Consider the following 18469-nt stretch of genomic DNA (forward strand, 5'->3'; position numbering starts at 1 on the left):
TATGGGGAGAATTAAGGATATTCGTCCTCTGAAGTGGACTGGAGAATCTCTTTTGCTTCTTGACCAGAAAAAGCTTCCTCTTAAAGAAGAGTGGATTGAGTGTAAAGATTACGAGTGTGTTGCTCAAGCTATAGAGCAGATGGTTGTAAGAGGAGCTCCAGCTATTGGAGTCGTTGCAGCTTACGGAGTTGCCCTCGGTGCAAAGCAGCTTTTGATGGAAACGAAAAGTTTTGTTGATTTTAAAGCGAAAATGGAGCTCATTATAAACAGACTTGCTGCAACAAGACCTACAGCTGTAAATCTTTTCTGGGCTTTAAAGAGGATGAAGAAAATTGTTCAGGCGGGATTCAAAGAAGAAGATATTGTTGCAGCCCTCGAAACAGAAGCGATAAACATAGAGAGACAGGATGTTGAAACCAACAAGAAAATAGGCTACTACGGAGCTGAGCTCCTTGGTTCAAGAGAGGTTATTCTCACCCACTGTAATACTGGAGCTCTGGCTACTGCTGGTTATGGAACGGCTCTTGGGGTTATAAGAGCAGCAGTAGAATCAGGTAAGGATATCGTTGTATATGTTGATGAAACAAGGCCTTACCTTCAGGGAGCAAGGCTTACCGCCTGGGAACTCCAGCAAGAAGGGATTCCTTACTACCTCATAACCGACAACATGGCGGGCTACTTTATGTCTCTTGGAGAGATTACCTGTATTATTGTTGGAGCGGACAGAATTGCTCTGAATGGTGATACCGCCAACAAAATTGGAACTTATTCCCTTTCTGTTCTGGCAAAAGAACATGGTATTCCTTTTTATGTAGCTGCTCCAACTTCAACTTTTGATCTTTCCTTACGAAGTGGAAAAGAGATACCAATTGAGGAGAGAAGTCCGGATGAGGTTCTTTGCTGTCATTGTAAGGATTGTCGAATCGCTCCTTACGGTGCGAAGGTAAAGAATCCCGCCTTCGATGTCACTCCCCATGAGAACATAACGGGAATAATAACTGAGAAGGGCGTAATTAACTCTCCCGATGAGGAGAAGATTCTTGAGTTCTTCAAAGAGTAGGAAGGGGTTTGTCCTCTTCCTTGTTCTCGTTATGATTGCGGTTGTAACTTCTTTTCTCTTTTCCGTCTACTTTCTATCTACCAGAAGCGTTTCAAAGTCAGAATCTTTTCGGGACTATGTCGTTGCTTACCACGCCGCGGTTTCTGCCATAAAGATAGGTCTAAACTATTTGAAAAATGATAATAACGGCTACGACGGTGAAGGAGATGATTGGTACAGTCCCATAGTCTATAACTATAGAGGAATTTTTCTCTCAGTAAGAATTGCCGATGAATGTGGAAAGTTCAACGTAAACAAACTCAGTAGTTCCCTTTACTACAAAATGGCTATCAGACTATTTGAAAACCTTGAGCTCAACACCGACACTGCAGCAACCCTCAAAGACTGGATAGATTCAGACGACACCGTGACAGACAACGGAGCAGAGAGTTACTACTATGAAGGACTTGGATATAGACCCTCCAACAGAGCTACTAAAAGCCTTTTTGAAATCCTTTACGTTAAGGGAATTGATGCAAATACGTTTAAAAGGCTTTCAAATTACCTTACTGTGTATGGAGATGGAAGGATAAACGTCAATTCTGCTTCAAAGGAACTTCTTCTTGCTCTTTCTGAGCAGATGGATGAGACAGCGGTAGATAGTATAATTGAGAATCGACCAATAAAAAGACTGGAGGATATAAAAAATTTACCTGGATTTACAGAGGAGCTCTACTTTTTGATTAAACCTTTAATAACAAACAGGTGTGACTACTTCAAGATGGAAGTTACTGCTTCTTATGGTGACTCTATTGTAAACGTAGTAGCATTTACTGATAGAAATAGAGTTCTTGAGTGGAAGGTAGTTGAATGATTGGAATTGATGCAGGTTCGGCTGCAATAAAATGGTTTGATGGCGAAAAGTTTGGAACAGGTCTAAAAGAGGGAAAGAGTTTTATAACGGGAGTCTCTTCAAAGACAGTTTTTGTTAAAAAGTCTTTTTATCCTGTTTGCCGCGGATCTCAGCTACGAAAGATGATACTCAACGATGTTTCTGCCGATATAGGCGTTGAACCGGAAAATCTTACTATCTCTTTCTGCCCTGTCAGGAAAGAGAAAAGAGGTTGCGAATTTCTGATATTTATTGAAAAGAAGGAAACTATAGATTCACTGGATAGAAGTTTAAAAGAATCCTCAGTCATAACCGTTGACATTATTGGCGCAGCCACGGCTGCTGCTATTCTCTATGGAGAAGAAGATTTAACAATTGTTGATTTCGGGGCTGCAAAGACGGCAATCCTTTCTCTAAAAGCAGGAAAACTAAAAGAAGTGGAAATTTTCAGAGCGGGTTTTCCTTTTCTGAAAAAGAACAAAGCTTTTTTAGAAGAGAGGATTACTCCCCGCCTTGAAGGAAGAGTGATTGTTGTTGGAGGAGGTGCTTTAGATAGTGAGTTTATGAATATTTTAAAGGAGTACGTTCAATCACTGGAAATACCGGAAATAGAGGTTTTCGGAAAAGAAACTCCATTGTACTTTAATGCTTTTGGTCTTTACCATTTCAGAAAAGCTTCCTGCAAAGCTGCATTTAAAGAGTTCTCCCTTTTCAGTTCTGAGTTTTTCATCAAACATAGAAGTGCACTTATCACGGGAGGAGCGATTATTCTTGCAGCTACCATTCTTTTTACGGTTTCACAGTTCTTTACCTACATTCATGAAAAGAAAAATTATGAGTTGGTCTCAAAAGAGTATAAAAAAGTGGTTAGGAAAGTTCTGCAAGAAAAAGTTCTTGCACCAGAGATTCAGGTTTCTCAAAAGCTCTCAAAACTTAAAGAACTAAAGTCGTTTCTTCTACTTGATAAACCTTCTATTCTCTTTTCTCTTTCTGGAGTATCAAAATCGGTTGTAGAAGGTATTAAGATTTTGAAGCTTGAAGGTTCTGCCGTTTCTGAGAGTTTTCGTATATCTGGCTATGCGGATGAAGAGAAATCTCTTAAAGTCTTTACCGATAATCTATCAAAGTACTTTGAAAAGGTAAATACTGATAAGGTTAAAAAAGTTACTAAGGGAATTCAGTTCTCAATTTCGGTTTCAGGAGTTAAATCTGGTGTTTGAAAGAGTAAAGGATTTTGTGATTGAGTATCTTTCGGGCCTCGACGAGCGGGAGAGATTTGTTATCTTTTTGGGAGTTCCCGTTTTTATATTTCTGCTCTATGTAATTCTTGTCTATTTCCCCCTTAAGAGCATGACAAACACTTTCGTTGAAAAGGAAAGGAAACTCCAGGAAAAAGTTGAAAAGATAAAACCTTCCCTTGAGGAACTTATTGTTCTGAAAAAAGAACTGGATCCAGTTCTCCGGAGAGTTGATAACGGAAAGACGCTTAATCTTACAACTTATGTGAAATCTCAAGCAGAAAAGGCTGGAATGAATCTTAAAAATTTGAAAGTTTCAATAGGTAAAGGAATTGAAGGTATAGAAGTTAAGATGGTCTCTGTTGATTTTGGAGAAACACCTCTTAATAAGGTGACTTCTTTAATCTACAATCTAGAAAGGAGCTCCTACTATTTTCGCTGTACGGGAATTGAAATTTCCGATATGGATGAAAACGGACTGGTATCGGGAAAGGTGACTTTTAACTTTTACAGGAGAGTAGAATGAGAAAGCTGATTGTTGTTCTTATATTCCTGCTTTCGTTTCCTTTTTTTCTCTACCTCACTTTCCCGATAGAGAGATTTGTTGAAAACAGTCTATGTCATCAGAAGATTTCCTGCAAAAAGGTTGAAGTTAGAAGATTACCTTTGAAGGTTGAATTAGATGATGTCAAACTTTCTTTTCTACCCTTTGAATTTGATAAAGTTATCATAAATCCGCAAGTTTCTTCTCTTCTATCAGAAGAGAAGAGATTTAACGTTCTGGCAAGGGTCTGTGGAGGTATTTTAAAAGCAGACGCCAATTACCCTATCCGTAGTGTAAAGTTTAAACTTGAAAAGCTGAGAGTAGATAACTGTCTGAAGAAAAGTTCTCTTCCTTTTTCTATATCCGGCGTTCTTTTCGGCAGTGGCACTCTTTCTTTCACAAAGAACAGTTTAGTAGGTGGTTTGGGAAACTTTAAACTACAAAACCTTAAACTAAGGAAGATTGTATTTGGACTTCTTTCTCTCCAGAGTGCCGACATAGGGGATGTTAAGGTAACCTATAAAGTTAAAAGGAAAAATGTTGTTGATATTGATGTGCAGGGAAAGGGTAAGGATGCAAGGTTGTCAGTGAAAGGCTATGTTAATCTGAATGTTCGCCAGATAGAAAAGTCTTACGTGAATCTTAGAGTAAAGCTAACTCCCTATGTAGAGCCGTTTAAGGGGCAAACTTTTTCTTTTAGAATAAAAGGATTTCTTGAAAACCTTTCGTTTAAGTAGAGATGATTGATTGCTTAAAAGGTCAAGTTATATTCAAGTATCCGGATAGCGTTTCTCTTCTCTGTGGAAGTATTGCTTTTCGTGTATTTGTTCCTTTGAGTCTTCTTACAGAGGTAGGAGAAGGGGATAGTTTGGAGCTCTTTACAAAGCTCATATTTCCTCCAGAAGGGACACCATCCCTTTATGGTTTTAGAACAAGGGAGGAAAGAGAGTTTTTTGAAGAGCTCTTAAAAGTTCCAAAAGTTGGTTCAAAAGTTGCAATGAGCATCATTTCTCATTTTTCCTATGAGGAGCTTAAAGAGATTGTTTCCTCTATGGATGTAAAAACCCTCTCTACTGTTCCGGGGCTTGGTAAAAAGCTTTCCGAAAGGGTTATCTTAGAATTGAAAGGAAAGTTGGTGAAGGAAGAGAGTATTCCTGAGGAACTCTTTGAAATTCTTGCTTCTTTGGGTTACAGTAGAAAAGAGATCATGAGTGCTGTCAAAGAAATAGATTTAAAAGTTAAGGATAGATCAATTGAGGAAGTGGTGAAGGAAATCATTAAGAAACTCTCCGGGAGAAAGTTTTGATAGAACGTCCTGAAAGACTTGAAGAATTTTTAGGACAGGAAAAGGTCCGGAAAATTTTAAAGGTTGCCATAGAATCGGCAAAACGGCGGGGAGAACCCCTTGACCATGTTCTTTTCTATGGACCTCCAGGAACTGGAAAGACGACTCTTTCAATGATAATTGCAAAAGAGTTGGGAAGGGAGATAAAGATTGTTTCTGCTCCCACAATAGAAAGAAAAGGGGATCTTGTAGCACTGATAACATCACTGAATGAGGGGGATGTTCTTTTCATTGATGAAATCCACAGACTAAACAGAACAATAGAGGAAAGCATTTATTCTGCAATGGAAGATTTCAGAATTGATATTGTCACTGGAGGGACAAGGGCTAAGAGTTTTTCAATAGACCTTCCGCGATTTACACTGATTGGAGCAACTACCAGACTTAATCTATTGACTCCACCGTTCAGGTCGAGGTTCGGAATCATCTGCAGACTGGAGCTCTATTCTGTTCCGGAGCTTAAAGAGATAGCAAAGAGAAACTCTATCAAGCTGGGCATCAACATGACAGAAAGAGCTCTGGAAGTTTTAGCCCGCTGTAGCAGAGGAACTCCAAGAATTCTCAATCAGTTGTTAAAAAGATTTAGAGATTATGCAACCGTCAATAACTGGGATAAAATAGATGAAAAGAGGACTGAGGAAATTCTGACAGAGCTCGGAATCGATTCCCACGGTCTTGACCATATGGATAGGAAAATTCTCAAAACAATAGCTGAAACGTTCAAAGGGGGACCTGTAGGATTAAACGCTCTTGCAACGGTTCTGAAAGAAGACGTTGACACAATAGAAAACGTTCATGAGCCATATCTAATAGAGCTGGGACTTATTGTAAGAACACCAAGAGGAAGGAAGGTAACAGCAAAAGCTCTAGAGCTCTTGGGATATAAAATGCCCCAGCCATTCTTAATATAAAATTATCAGAATATTCCTTGCAATTTATATATATTTTGCTAAAATCATAAAAAATGCATTGTAAAAATTTTGTAAAAATTCGGAGGTAAAGATGGGAACAAAATGGAGGAGAAGTAAGCTTTCGCTTACTACCGGCTTCATAATGTCTGCCATGCTTGCTTCTCAGGGGTTTGCTCAACACCCTGCAGTAAAGCTTCTGGATTTGGAAGGAAACCCAATCGTTAATACTCTAAATTCAACAGACAATGTAACTATTGATAACAACGCAGGGAATGAGACAATCCTTTTAAGAGGTAATCCAGTAAGCTTTGAAAAAACCTGTGCCCAGTGTCACGAGAAGATTGTAGAAGATGTAAGAATGTCCCATCACGGAGCTGTCGGTCTCCACGATATGGGCTGGATGGACGGTGAGACAAAGGGAGATGACACAGGAACAAAGGATTTTGTAACAAACGTTGTTTTAAAGATGCGTTACTTCAGGAGCAAGTCTCACTATGGGGGCTGGTGACCACCTTCCTACCGCCAGTTGGCGGCAAAGAATCCTCTTACAGACCCTGCTGTTCCAGACAGCGCTGTTGATGGAGTAAACCCAGCAGATGCTAATGCATATAAAGGTTTCAACTTCGACATGGGAACTGTCAATCAGAATATAACCTGTAACTCCTGTCACGCTGGAGGTGGTCCCGCACAGTTTGGAAGGGAAAATGAGCCTCTTGATGAGCTACTTGAAAAGAAACTTGGGACAGATCTTTTTGAACAGCTTTCAGAGAAGGAATGGTTTGTCGATAATGAGACCATTTTGTCAAAGGTCGGAATAGACGGCGACTTTCTTGGATATTCCGATTATGACGTTGGAGCCGGATACATCGGTAAGCCCAAGGTCTTCAACTTTAAGCGTTCTGGAGTAAATGATACAGACTGTTTCATGTGTCATGCCGATGCATCTTCTCCTAAGAAGATAAAAACGGTAATTAATAACGTTACTGTAGAACCAATTATGCCTGCCAACCCAAGGGTCATGGTATTCAAGGGAATGACGGCAGATAACGAAACTATCGTTATTTCTCTTGGTGTTCCTCCAAAGGTTGGTGAGATCATTGATGGAAAAACCGTTGAAAAAGTTGATTCTGCTTACTATAACTCAGTTCCTGTTCGGGTTCTTGCGGCTGTTTACCAACCAGACAACGCTACGGAGTTCATAAATGGAATAGTAAACGGGACAGATAACAGGTTCTTCCTCTATCCCAACAACGCAAATGGTGCGACAAGGGAAGTTGCAAGAGTTGTTTATTTCGAACATCCCGAATCAACAAAAGACAAAGATGGTGGTGAAGTTTATGTAAATGGTGGAGCAGTTACATTCAAAGATGATTATAATCAAACTGTTTATAGAACCTTTGCAGGATATTTCTTTAAATATATTTCAACAGCTTCTCTCATGGGAGTTGATACCGACCAGGACGGCGTTCCACTTGCCTATGTAAGATTTGTCAAGAAGGGTGATATATGGATCCCAGAAGTTTACTACGATGCAGACGAATTTGATGCTGAAAAGTCTGTAGCCCTTCCTATACTGGAAAACAGGGGAGGAGACAAGGACACTCCTTCTGAAGAGTTAACACCAGAAGATTACTATTACTCTGTTCCAACAGCCTTAGGAGATGGTTCTCATCCTTATCCAGATATGACCAATGGAACAAAAAATAAAGAGTGGGGATATGTTTGTTCCTATTGCCACATGGCTATTCCTTACCAAAGCGGTACTGTTGATACAGACAACGGAACAGTTCCTGTTTATACCTGGGTAACAAGAAAGGGAACTCTTGGCTTGGGAGCTGAAATTGTTAAGAGAGGAGATGTCTTCTCGTACGATATCCACTTAGGCGGAGAAGACAAGGGCAACTTACCCCCTGATGCTTTTGTAGATGTTGACTTCAGCAATGAAACCCAGAAACAACAGGCTTTCGGAAGAATGCTCACCGCCAAGTCTGTCCAGGCTATAGATGATGAAAATCCAATCCCTATTGGTTACGATGTTCACTTTGATAGTGAAGAAGGGGGTATGACCTGTCTTTCCTGTCACGGTGAAGGTTCACTTTCCACTGAAGAGAAAGAGCTCCACCCAGTCCATCACGACTTCTTGAAGGGTAACGACTGGGGAGGTCACTGGGATCAGTCCTTAGATTACAATCCATCCCTGAAAACCTGCTTAGACTGTCACTTCGGTGGCTCAAGGGAACTTGCAGCTGAAGTTCACACAAGTGCTTTTGGTCCAGAAGGTGGTGCTTCCATCCACATGGAAAAAATCTCCTGTGAAGTGTGTCATATTCCATACAAAACCCACTGGACATTCAGAGCTTTCTATGATGTCCTTGGATACTCCTACAACTTTGACAACAGAATGCTTGATTATGATTTCGGAAATAACACCACCATTCCACTTCCTGTAGATATGTTTACTCCAGGATTTGGACCGTTTATGCCAATTGCAGGGTATGGTGCACCTCAGCCATTCCCAATAGCCAGGAGTATATGGGATCCGGATAAGGGATTGATTGATAAGGTTGTTCCTATTTACAAAACAGACTTTGATCCAAGACAAGCTGCTCTCAGAAAAGGTCAGGAAATGTTTCGTATCTGGAAAGTTCCGAATGATTCATTCCCATGGGTCTGGGCTCCAGTAATTATTAATAACGGATTCAGACCGGACGAAGCAGGTGGACAGAAGTTCATGTATAGAATTGCAGACCCTCTCACACTTGTAACCTGGTGCGACAAATCAACAGGGAAAGTCCTCTATACAAGAGAAATGGCAGCTGCTCTTGATGGTGCAGAGTATTCGCCATCTGCTGATAAGAATATTCCGGCCTACTTCATCCAGAACGGGAAGGTCTGTGTTAAGACTATCAAGGGAGACTTTATCTGCGATGACAACGGAGACTATCTCCCTGAAATCGACACAGATACTGAATATCAGGCAATGAAAGCAGCTCTTACAGATGTACTCACAAAAGAAGGTGTTCACAATCCTGATCCTGTTTTCTACATCTGGACAGCTCCGTTTAGCATTGACCATGGGGTCTTACCAAAAGAGTATGCTCTTGGAGCTGGAAAGACCATTAACGGCGAAGAACTGAACTGTAACTCCTGCCACGATGTCAAGAGGGGAAGACTACCTCAGGCTAACATGAATGATATTAACGGAGACACTACATTGTCTTCTCTTATCGAGAGAGATGAAAACGGAAATGTTAAATTCTTTGGACTTGGTAGAGAGATTGTCACAGTTCCCGTTAAGATTCCACCTTCTGCATACAAGGAAGCTGTGAGGGTCTTCTTCAACTCACCAGAAAATTCTGACGGTTCTCCAAACTACGGTAATATGAAAATTGATAACCAGACCTTTGAGGTCATGGTAACAAGGTCTGGCGATATTCTTGTTAACGCCCTCAATAATGGCATTGATATTGATAGACATCTTGTTCCAATTCCTGTTGAAAGCTCAGGGGTTGATGGTATCGCATTTGCTGTTCCTGCATCAGCTCCAGATGAATGGAAGAACAAGAAATGGTTGATGAAATTTGAAGGAATTCCAGTTGAAGTTGAGACCGAAGTTCTCGACGAAGGAGAGTTCCCAAGAAGGGCTATCATAATTAGACTCAAAAACGAACTTCCAGAGCTCCTTGGTTTTGAGCACCTTGCTGATGAAATAATGGATGCTGGTGAGAGAGAAGGAGTAGAACCGGTCTTTACTCCAATGATCCTTTCCCACTATATTGAAAAACTTGAGTTCAATCTTGCTGATCTTGGGGTTGCCAGCATAGATGATCTCTACCTCAACTATGTAACCATCGTCAAAGTCAGGAAGTCTGAAGGTAATAGCGTTCATTACGAAGTAGATGAGGAGAAATTCCATCCAGAGTCCATTACAATGAGAGAGGCAATAGATAGAGGATGGGCTTCTTACGATTCTTATTCTAAGAAACTAACGTTAAATATAGCAGCTATTAGGGCAAATGCACGAGCAGAAGAGGAAGGAGAGTTGGCTATATCTGTACTAAAGAAAGTTAGCAGTTCTGTTGAAATCCTTGAGATAGAGAATTCTACAGTTTCAACCAACGGAACAGAAGCTGAGATAAAAGTCAAAGTTGATAACAGAGAGGCTGAAGTAAAGGTTGTTACCACTTATGCAACGATTTTTGATGTTCTTGGTGATAACGATGATGAAAGGGCGGAGCTCCTGAATCTTGCATCGGAGTTACAACTTAGCAGAATTGCTGTTGCTTTAAAGTTTGAAGCTTCAACCGAGTTTAAAGTTAAGTTTGAAAATGTTACGGAACTTGTAAACAATCCCGTTGTTAAAGCCCTTGTAGGAGATAAAGAAGTTGAAGCTGAAATAACCGGAATTAGTAACGGAACAATAGAAGCTGTAGTAAACCCTGAAGTGATTGTGAAAGCTTCCGAGCCTGTAACCGTCGTTCTTGGAGAAGGTTCTACCACTCCAGTGACAACTTCTACCACTATATCAGGTGGCGGTGGAGGTGGTTGTTCAGTAACACCTGCTACACCAACTTCCGGACTCTTCAACCTTGGAGTTCTTCTCTCTGGCTTACTTGGACTCTTTAGATTTAGAAGGAAAAAGCACTAAAAATATGACGCAATTACCCCCTGTTACGCTAAGTCGTGGCAGGGGGTTTTTTATAGAATTTTTCAAATTTCTTTGGAGGTATCAATGAGGAAACTTTTAATAATTTCTCTTTTATCATCTCTTCTTATTTCTTGCGATACAGGAAGTAAAACTCAGACTGTTTCAAAATTTCAGAAAGAGAAGAAAGAGGTTGTTTGTTCTGAAAACACAACCTTAGTTACTGGAAATAATATCAGAATTACTGTTGGGGATTACAAATACGTCAAGGGGCTTCTAAATCCAAAGGCAAAAAAGTTTTTCGCTTCACATCCGGAAGATCTTCTTGAAAGGATGATAAATAGACGTCTTGTGGTCAAGTACGTTGAAGATTCAGGACTTGCAAAGAAATATGGGCTTAACGAAAAGATGGAAGAGTTTAAAAAGGAGTATTTGGCAAGGTACTACGTCTCTACTGAGGCTGAGAAACGAGCAAAAACTGTTACGGAAAAAGATATTGTAAAAAGATTTAAGGAGCTCTTCCCTGACAAAGATCCATCAAAGATGACAGAAGCAGACAAGAAGTTTATAAGAAATGAACTAAAAGTAAAAGCTTACGACAGGGCTGTGGAAGAGATTTACGATGAGGTCAGAAAAAAGCTTCAATTCAAGAAAGATGGCAAGATGTTGATTGCCTCCTGCTGTGGAATTGAACTGAAGATGCCGATAAAGAAGGATGAGAAAAAGGCTAAAGAAAAGCTCACCGAGAAGTTTTTGACGGAGTATTTCTATAGAAAAGCTGTTGAGAATGGATATGATAGAAATCCTGAATTTCAGAGGACATTTACAGAATACTTTGCTACAAAAGCCATTAACATTTTCAGAAAAGAGCTAAAAAGGGGTATAAAAATCTCTGATGAAGAAATAAAGGAGTTTTATGAAAAGAACAAAGACAAGTTTCTGATGCCTGAAAAGGCTCAAGCAGTCGTCTTCTACTTCAATTCTAAAGATAAAGCGATGGAAGCGAAGAAGGAACTTGCCTCTAAGGACTGGAAGAATGTGGCAAGGCGATTTGGACAGTTCAACTCAAAACCTAAGTACTACTACAATGATCCTAAGGATCCGATCGGAACACTGATTTTCATGAGTGGAAATAAAGAAAACGTTATCGTTGCAGATCTTGGAGAAAATAGGTTTGTTGTTATAAAGATTCTCAAGGTTGTTCCTCAAAAGCAAATAACGCTTACCGAAGCTAAGAGTTACATTAACTTAAGGCTTTCCCGTGAAAAGTTGAGAGAAAAGGAGAAGGAGTTTCTGGAGGAGCTAAAAAAGAAGTATCATGTAAAAGTGAAGAGAGAGAATTTGAGCTGTATTTTATAAATTAAATTGGTGGGCATAGCCCACCTTACTCGTTACTCATTATAGTTTTCAACAGCTTTTTTAATCATCTCTTTTGCAACGTCGCTGCCTTTGAACTCTTTAACTTTTACCCACTTTCCAGGCTCAAGGTCTTTGTAGTGCTCAAAGAAGTGTTTGATTTCATTCAGCGTGGCTTCTGGAAGGTCTGTTATCTCTTTAATATTTTTGAAAGTCAGATCAAGCTTATCAACTGGAACTGCGAGAATCTTCTCATCCTGTCCACTCTCATCTTCCATTACAAGAACGCCTATAGGTCTGCATCTGATGACACTTCCAGGAACTACTGGCTGCCTGGAGATGACAAGAACATCTATTGGATCTCCATCATCGGCAAGTGTGTTTGGAACAAAGCCGTAATTTGCTGGATAGAACATCGGAGTAAAAAGGAACCTGTCAACGAAAATCGCTCCGCTTTCCTTATCTACTTCGTACTTAACGTTTGAACCTTGAGGAATCTCTATAACCGCATAGATATCTTCTGGGACATTCTTTCCAGCGGGTATTTTCTTTACGTCCATTTTCTCCTCCCGTATGTGTTTGCAAACAATTATATCTCATAAGATTAGAGAGTTGAAAGATTAGAGTGGCAGAGGCTCGCAGAAGATTGTGTTGACAATACTTAAAAAGTTAATATTATCTAACTAAAGAGAGGAGGTTAATATGCGACTTATAAATATTCCTGCTGGGAAGAGTGCAAGGGTTGTAGACGTTACTGGCGGAATGGGAATGAAAAACAGACTTGCAGCGATAGGAATCTATCCAGGAGCAACTGTGAAAGTTGTAAAGTCTCTACCAGGTCCTATGATTATTGAGGTTTCTGGAACTCGCCTTGCTCTTGGAAAAGGTATGGCAGCCCGAATTGAGGTGGAGGAAGAATGAAGAGAAGCTTAAAGGTAGCTCTTGCTGGTAATCCTAACGTTGGAAAAACCGCAATAATGAATGCTCTTGCTGGAACCAGCGAGAAGATTGGAAACTGGCCTGGAGTTACTGTTCAGAAGAAAACTGGAAAGTACAACTTTCGTGGTGTTGACATAGAGCTCATTGACCTTCCAGGAATTTACAGTTTAACCTCTTACACCCTTGAAGAAAGGGTAGCCAGGAATTTCCTACTTAAAGAGAACTATGACGTAGTTCTGAACGTTGTCGATGTTACGCTTCTTGGTAGGAATCTCTACCTTACTTTAGAACTCCTTGAGATGGGAATTAAGCCGGTTCTTGTCCTCAACAAGATAGATGAGCTGGAGAATACAGGATATTCAATAGATGAAAAAGTGCTGGAAAGAATTCTTAAATTGCCAGTTGTTTCTGTTTCAGCTACTAAAAAGAAAGGGCTTGAGGAACTTTCTGAAACAATCTTAAGAGTTGCTACTGGTGATTTGAAACCAGAAGGCATAGTTCCTGTGTATTCAGAAGATCTTGAAAATGCCATCTCTCTTTTGCTTTTGAAAATAAAGGAAGAGAATCTTCCTTATAACAAAAGATGGTTCGTCATAAAACTCCTTGAAAATGACCCTGAAATTATTGAAGAAGCAAAGAAGAGACTGGTTTTTGCAGATGAGGTGTTTAAAGAGATTGAAGTTATAAAATCAACTCTTGAAAGAAAACATAAGTGTGATCTTCCATCCTATATTGCAAGAGAGAGGTTCAACTTAGCTTCTCAGATTGCCAGAAAATCAATAAAGAATGTTGTAGAACTCCCTCAGGAGAGATTCAGCGATAAAATAGATAAGTTTGTAACCCATCCTCTTTCGGGAATTCCCATTTTCCTCTTCATTATGTGGCTTGTTTTTAAACTTACGTTTTACTGGAGTGCTCCGATAAGTGATTTCATTGATTCAATTTTTGGCGAGCTGCTTCCGGAGTTTGTCTCAAAGTATCTTTCCTTCCTTCCCAATTTTGTGATATCCCTCATAAATGACGGTGTTCTTGCTGGTGTCGGTGCGGTAATGGTCTTTCTTCCCGTTTTAGGAATTCTCTATCTCCTGATGTCAATCCTTGAAGACACAGGCTACATGGCGAGAGCAGCTGCTCTCTGGGATAACTTTATGAGACTCTTTGGTTTAAGTGGAGCTTCTGTCATTCCAATGATCCTCGGTTTTGGGTGTAACGTCCCAGCAGTTTATGCCACAAGAGCAATGAGATCGTCTACCGAGAGACTAATTACGATGCTCATAATCCCCTGGATTTCCTGTAGTGCAAGGCTTCCTCTCTATACGGTTTTTGTGGCAGCGTTTTTCGGAGAGTATCAGTCTCTGGTTATTTTCTTCCTCTACCTTGCTGGGGTTTTCCTTGCTCTCTTTCTTGCTTTGATTCTTTCCCGGTTTTTCCGTCAGGAAGGAGAAGAGTTCTTTATAGAGCTTCCTGCATACAAGCTTCCTTCTTGGAATGTGGTTTTTAATCAAACATGGATTGAGGTAAGGGAGTTTGTCTATAAGGCAGGAACCATTATCTTAGCAGTTTCTGTCTTTATCTGGGCCCTTGCAACACTTCCTGCGGGAGTTGAGTACGCCAGTGAGAATAGTTTGATCGGTCATGTCGGGAAATTCCTTGTTCCGCTCTTTGAACCACTTGGTATAGATGACTGGAAACCTGTTGTTGCTCTTATATTCGGAGCACTCGCAAAGGAGGTTATTGTCGGTACGCTTGGAACCCTCTACGGTAGTGAAGAGAATGTTGTCCATGCACTTTCTCATGTTTTTGCTCCAGAAAGTGCACTGGCTTACATGGTCTTTATACTTCTCTATATTCCATGTGTTGCAACAATTGCGGCGATAAAGCAGGAGAGCGGTTCTTGGAAGTGGCCAGTCTTTTCTGTAGCAATAGAGTTAACTACAGCGTGGATAGTTGCTTTTGTAGTCTATAACATCGCAAAACTTGTATTTTAAAGGTAGAAATGGCAAAGAGGAAAAACGTTTACGTCTGTCAAAAGTGTGGTTATAAAACTCCCAAATGGGCAGGAAAATGTCCTGAGTGTGGTAGTTGGGGAAGTCTCGTTGAGGAAGTAGAAACTTCAAGCACTCAGGAGAGAAATATAAGAACATGCTGGGTAAAACCTTCGATAACAGTGCCTCTACCTCTGGAAAGGATAGGAGAAGAGAAGGCTGAGAGAATACTCTCCGAAATCTCCGAGTTTGATAGAGTTCTTGGTGGAGGTGTTGTTAAAGGTTCTGTTTCCCTTCTTTCCGGTGAACCGGGAATCGGAAAATCCACTTTTCTCCTGCAGCTTTCAGATAGATTTTCAAATTGCGGAAAAGTTCTCTACATTACTGCAGAGGAGTCTCCTGAGCAAATTGCCCTAAGAGCGAAGAGATTGGGCATTAAAAATCAGGATATTTACGTTCTTGCCGAGAACAACCTTGAAGAGATTGCAAAACAGATAGAGAAGATTAAACCAGCTTTTGCTGTTTTTGATTCTATCCAGACCCTCTATCTTCCCTACATAGAATCTGCTGCCGGTTCTGTTTCTCAGGTCAGAGAATCAGCTGCTTTTATAACAAACATTTCAAAAACGAAAAAAATGACTTCTTTTATCGTTGGTCATGTAACAAAAGAAGGAACCATTGCAGGACCAAAGGTTTTAGAGCACATTGTCGATGCAGTTTTCCAGTTTGAAGGAGATAAAGGCTACAATCTTAGGGTCTTTAAAAGTCTCAAGAACAGGTTTGGCTCTACTGGAGAGCTCGCCGTTTTTAAGATGACAGAAAGAGGACTTGTAGAGGTTCCTAATCCTTCAGAATTCTTCCTCTCTGAAAGACCTGTTGGGAAACCTGGGTCTGTGATATTTGCAGGCATAGAAGGAAGTAGACCTCTGCTTTTAGAGGTTCAGGCACTTGTAACAAGAGCTGTTTTCTCCACTCCTCAGAGAAGGGCAAAAGGGATTGATGCCAACAGGCTTTCGATCATCGTTGCAGTTATTGAGAAGGAGCTTGGCTATCCTTTGCGGAACTTTGACGTATTTGTAAACGTTGTTGGCGGTGTGAAAGTTGAAGAGCCTGCCATTGATCTTCCCGTGGCTGCTGCTATTATCTCCAGTTATCTTGCGAGACCTGTGAAGGAAGATCTTGTTTTGTTCGGGGAGATAGGTCTAACAGGTGAAGTGAGAAGGGTAAAACTTGAGGAGTTAAGGGAGAAAGAGGCTAAAAAGAACGGATTTGAAGTTGTTTCTGGTATTTCTTCCATTTCTCAAATCCCGGAGCTCCTTCTGTAAAAGAAAATCCTCCTCTAAAGGAGGAAAGGGAGGTCCCGGGAAAGCCTCGGGACATGGAAGGTTTAAAAGACGGCTAAAAGATTACTTTCATGGAAAGTAGGTAGTTTCTTCCAGGCATTTCATAGTTTTCAATGTAGAAGTACTTTTTATCGAACAAGTTGTTTATCTGAAGGTTAAACGTAACGTTTTTAACTGGTGAGATGGAATAGGAGACGTTAAAAACTCCAAATCCTGGAACTTTTTCCTCATAACCTTTTCTTTTGGAGTAGAAGATTCCAGATAGCGTTAAAGAGTCATTTTTTATTACTTCTCTCTTTGTTACCGCTGTTGTGAACTTATGCTTTGGAATTAAAACTGAAGGGTCTGGAGTTTTGTCAGGTGTAAACTGAGAAGCAGAAACCTTTGAATCCTGGTAAGTATAGGCAGCATATATCGAGATATTTTTTAAAGGACTCCAGTTTTCGCTTATTTCAGCTCCATTTAATCTGTAGTAGCTGAGGTTTTCTACTATCCTGTATGGAAAACTCTGTCCTAAAACGTCTTTTGCTGCTTCAAAGTTGCTCACTATGAAATCTCTCATTTCATATCTGTAGATTCTTGCTGTGAGTTTTAGATTTGAAAACTCCTTCCTGATTCCTGCTTCATAGTCCCAGCCCCTTTCTGCTTTTAGGTCATAGTTGTAGCCTATGTTTTTGATAGCGGAATATTCCTTGCTATACCAGAGAATCTCCTCTGCCTTTGGAGGTCTGTAAACTCTGCCAGCTCCTACGAAGAACTCTGTACTTCCAATTCTTTTGCTTAATGTTACTGATGGAAGAATTTCCGTTCCTTCGATGTTTGGTGCGTCAGTGATGCTGTTACCTTTCCATTTTTCAACTCTTACACCAGCTTTAACGGTGAAAAGAGAGAACTCTTTTTTGAGCTCTCCAAAGAGGGCAAATCTTCTTAGAGCATTGTGGTTTTCAGAAACAAAAAGAGTGCCATTTTTATCTATCTGACCGTATCCAGAGTTTTGAAATTCAAAACCAGTGGTTCCTTCACCACCAAAGATTGAAAAGTCCTCGTAGGTTGTTCTGAACCCATAAGTTCTGTCGTCCTGCCCGTCAAATCTAAGGTCAGTCAGTTTCACTTCTCCCGACGGAGTTTTAAAGAATCCGTAGTATCTTTCTTTCTTGTAGTTCCTATTTGTGTAGACTGTAAAGTTCAGAAGTCCATTTCCTGTGTCCCTTGACAGTGAAAGTCCGTATCTGTCCGTTGTTCTCTCAATGTAGTTCTCACCATCTTTGTAGATTAGTTTGAGCTTACAGTAAGGAGCACAGGCTAAGCTGAAGTAGGTCTCCTCGACTACAGGATGATCGCTATCGTAGTTAGTAGCTGGATTGTTTGGATCGTTAAGAACAGGTAAACCGTCTTTTACCCTATATCTTTCTGTAAAGAGTTTTAAAACTGTAGAGTCACCTACTATCTGGTAAAGTGTGAATTTTCCGTGGATACTGTTTAAAAAGTCGTTTCTCAGGTACCCATCACTCTTTACTCCACCAGCTGATATATCTATCCCGGTAGTTCCAAAGGTTCCTCTGTAGTTAACGTTGGTTTTGAACATTCCATATGAACCTGTGATCGAATCGATTTCAAGTCTGTTCTCAGTCGGGAATCCTTTTGTTTTGATGACAATATTTCCGCCAGGATTTGAGCCATAAATGACCGAAGGACCATAGATAATTTCAACTTTCTTTATCTCTTCAGGACTTAAAGTTGATAAATCAACGTAGAAGTTACCCCTTATACCTGAACCATTGAGAGGAAACTCATCCATATAAATGTAGAATCTTTCCGGACTGAAACCTCTAAGGAAAAATTTATCCCTTGGAGATACTGTACTACTCAATACTGCTAAAGTCAGTCCTGGTAGTAGGTCAAGATCCTTTTTCAGAGATATCTGCTGGGAAGATACCTTTTGTTCTGTCTGTTGGGGTCCCACTAAGGATGAAGATTCTATTAAAACTTCTTGAGCAGAAGCTGGTAAGCAGAAAAGAGCGGATATAAGTAGCAATCTTCTCATCATCTTCCATTCTCCCGCCTAAATAGTATGAAAAATATCATAATGAATCATACTAAATATCCTGATAAATGCAATATTGAATAAAAGATTGTTACAGCTTAGGGGAGGTTGAAAGAGGGAGTTTGGGATAAGGAAATTAAAGGTGGGTAAGTCAAAGGAAGAAATTGGTGATAATAAAAAGCCCCGCC

At 40.2% G+C, this 18469-nt stretch carries 15 protein-coding genes; 13 read left to right on the forward strand and 2 right to left on the reverse strand.

The window, feature by feature from the left end; all coding sequences use genetic code 11:
- Position 1 precedes the first annotated feature (1 nt).
- The 10 genes from mtnA (at position 2) to ACYQ3A_RS03635 (ending at position 11973) form a co-directional block, all read left to right on the forward strand.
- Entirely contained in the window at positions 2 to 1060 is a 1059-nt protein-coding gene (gene mtnA / locus ACYQ3A_RS03590; protein ID WP_459895700.1) for an S-methyl-5-thioribose-1-phosphate isomerase, read from the forward strand.
- Entirely contained in the window at positions 1041 to 1913 is an 873-nt protein-coding gene (gene gspK / locus ACYQ3A_RS03595) for a type II secretion system minor pseudopilin GspK (RefSeq protein WP_459895702.1), read from the forward strand. Before mtnA ends, gspK begins: the two co-directional genes overlap by 20 nt.
- Positions 1910 to 3151 carry a hypothetical protein gene (locus ACYQ3A_RS03600; RefSeq protein ID WP_459895704.1) on the forward strand — a complete coding sequence of 414 codons (1242 nt, stop codon included), beginning with the start codon at positions 1910 to 1912 and terminating at the stop codon, positions 3149 to 3151. The genes gspK and ACYQ3A_RS03600 overlap by 4 nt, the downstream gene beginning before the upstream one ends.
- Positions 3144 to 3695, forward strand: coding sequence for a hypothetical protein (locus ACYQ3A_RS03605; RefSeq protein ID WP_459895705.1), 552 nt, complete (start codon positions 3144 to 3146; stop codon positions 3693 to 3695). The genes ACYQ3A_RS03600 and ACYQ3A_RS03605 overlap by 8 nt, the downstream gene beginning before the upstream one ends.
- Complete coding sequence (gene gspN / locus ACYQ3A_RS03610) at positions 3692 to 4450, forward strand: type II secretion system protein GspN (RefSeq protein ID WP_459895706.1); 759 nt, start codon at positions 3692 to 3694, stop codon at positions 4448 to 4450. The genes ACYQ3A_RS03605 and gspN overlap by 4 nt, the downstream gene beginning before the upstream one ends.
- Positions 4451 to 4452: 2 nt before the next feature.
- Complete coding sequence (ruvA, locus tag ACYQ3A_RS03615; protein WP_459895707.1) at positions 4453 to 5019, forward strand: Holliday junction branch migration protein RuvA; 567 nt, start codon at positions 4453 to 4455, stop codon at positions 5017 to 5019.
- Positions 5016 to 5969 (forward strand): Holliday junction branch migration DNA helicase RuvB, encoded by a 954-nt coding sequence (ruvB, locus tag ACYQ3A_RS03620; protein ID WP_459895708.1) that lies wholly within the window; start codon positions 5016 to 5018, stop codon positions 5967 to 5969. The genes ruvA and ruvB overlap by 4 nt, the downstream gene beginning before the upstream one ends.
- 91 nt (positions 5970 to 6060) lie before the next feature.
- The gene (locus tag ACYQ3A_RS03625; RefSeq protein ID WP_459895709.1) at positions 6061 to 6477 is read left to right on the forward strand and encodes a hypothetical protein; all 417 of its coding nucleotides are present in this window, start codon (positions 6061 to 6063) and stop codon (positions 6475 to 6477) included.
- An 18-nt stretch (positions 6478 to 6495) separates the two neighbouring features.
- Complete coding sequence (locus ACYQ3A_RS03630) at positions 6496 to 10617, forward strand: hypothetical protein (protein WP_459895710.1); 4122 nt, start codon at positions 6496 to 6498, stop codon at positions 10615 to 10617.
- 84 nt (positions 10618 to 10701) lie between these two features.
- Positions 10702 to 11973 carry a peptidyl-prolyl cis-trans isomerase gene (locus tag ACYQ3A_RS03635; protein WP_459895711.1) on the forward strand — a complete coding sequence of 424 codons (1272 nt, stop codon included), beginning with the start codon at positions 10702 to 10704 and terminating at the stop codon, positions 11971 to 11973.
- A gap of 32 nt (positions 11974 to 12005) precedes the next feature.
- On the opposite strand, the gene ppa is transcribed toward ACYQ3A_RS03635, so the two are convergent.
- The gene (ppa, locus tag ACYQ3A_RS03640; protein WP_459895712.1) at positions 12006 to 12530 is read right to left on the reverse strand and encodes an inorganic diphosphatase; all 525 of its coding nucleotides are present in this window, start codon (positions 12528 to 12530) and stop codon (positions 12006 to 12008) included.
- 142 nt (positions 12531 to 12672) lie between these two features.
- Here ppa and ACYQ3A_RS03645 point away from each other — a divergent pair, with 142 nt between their 5' ends.
- Genes ACYQ3A_RS03645 through radA form a run of 3 tightly spaced genes read left to right on the forward strand, consistent with a single transcriptional unit; the run spans position 12673 to position 16219 of the window.
- Positions 12673 to 12891 (forward strand): FeoA family protein, encoded by a 219-nt coding sequence (locus tag ACYQ3A_RS03645; protein WP_459895713.1) that lies wholly within the window; start codon positions 12673 to 12675, stop codon positions 12889 to 12891.
- A complete protein-coding gene (gene feoB / locus ACYQ3A_RS03650) occupies positions 12888 to 14897 on the forward strand; it encodes a ferrous iron transport protein B (RefSeq protein ID WP_459895714.1) in 2010 nt (669 codons plus the stop codon). Before ACYQ3A_RS03645 ends, feoB begins: the two co-directional genes overlap by 4 nt.
- 8 nt (positions 14898 to 14905) lie before the next feature.
- Positions 14906 to 16219 (forward strand): DNA repair protein RadA, encoded by a 1314-nt coding sequence (radA, locus tag ACYQ3A_RS03655; RefSeq protein ID WP_459895715.1) that lies wholly within the window; start codon positions 14906 to 14908, stop codon positions 16217 to 16219.
- Between the two features lie 73 nt (positions 16220 to 16292).
- Here radA and ACYQ3A_RS03660 read toward each other — a convergent pair whose 3' ends face one another.
- Positions 16293 to 18284, reverse strand: a complete 1992-nt coding sequence (locus ACYQ3A_RS03660) for a TonB-dependent receptor (RefSeq protein WP_459895717.1) — start codon at positions 18282 to 18284, stop codon at positions 16293 to 16295.
- Positions 18285 to 18469: the final 185 nt, after the last annotated feature.

The organism is Desulfurobacterium crinifex, assembly GCF_054656775.1.

Bases quoted from the DNA above. Each gene is read 5' to 3' on its own strand.
- mtnA (WP_459895700.1), top strand. From the start codon at position 2: ATGGGGAGAATTAAGGATATTCGTCCTCTGAAGTGGACTGGAGAATCT.
- radA (WP_459895715.1), top strand. From the start codon at position 14,906: ATGGCAAAGAGGAAAAACGTTTACGTCTGTCAAAAGTGTGGTTATAAA.
- gspN (WP_459895706.1), top strand. From the start codon at position 3,692: ATGAGAAAGCTGATTGTTGTTCTTATATTCCTGCTTTCGTTTCCTTTT.
- ACYQ3A_RS03600 (WP_459895704.1), top strand. From the start codon at position 1,910: ATGATTGGAATTGATGCAGGTTCGGCTGCAATAAAATGGTTTGATGGC.
- ppa (WP_459895712.1), bottom strand. From the start codon at position 12,530: ATGGACGTAAAGAAAATACCCGCTGGAAAGAATGTCCCAGAAGATATC.
- ACYQ3A_RS03635 (WP_459895711.1), top strand. From the start codon at position 10,702: ATGAGGAAACTTTTAATAATTTCTCTTTTATCATCTCTTCTTATTTCT.
- ACYQ3A_RS03645 (WP_459895713.1), top strand. From the start codon at position 12,673: ATGCGACTTATAAATATTCCTGCTGGGAAGAGTGCAAGGGTTGTAGAC.
- feoB (WP_459895714.1), top strand. From the start codon at position 12,888: ATGAAGAGAAGCTTAAAGGTAGCTCTTGCTGGTAATCCTAACGTTGGA.
- ruvA (WP_459895707.1), top strand. From the start codon at position 4,453: ATGATTGATTGCTTAAAAGGTCAAGTTATATTCAAGTATCCGGATAGC.
- ACYQ3A_RS03625 (WP_459895709.1), top strand. From the start codon at position 6,061: ATGGGAACAAAATGGAGGAGAAGTAAGCTTTCGCTTACTACCGGCTTC.
- ACYQ3A_RS03660 (WP_459895717.1), bottom strand. From the start codon at position 18,284: ATGATGAGAAGATTGCTACTTATATCCGCTCTTTTCTGCTTACCAGCT.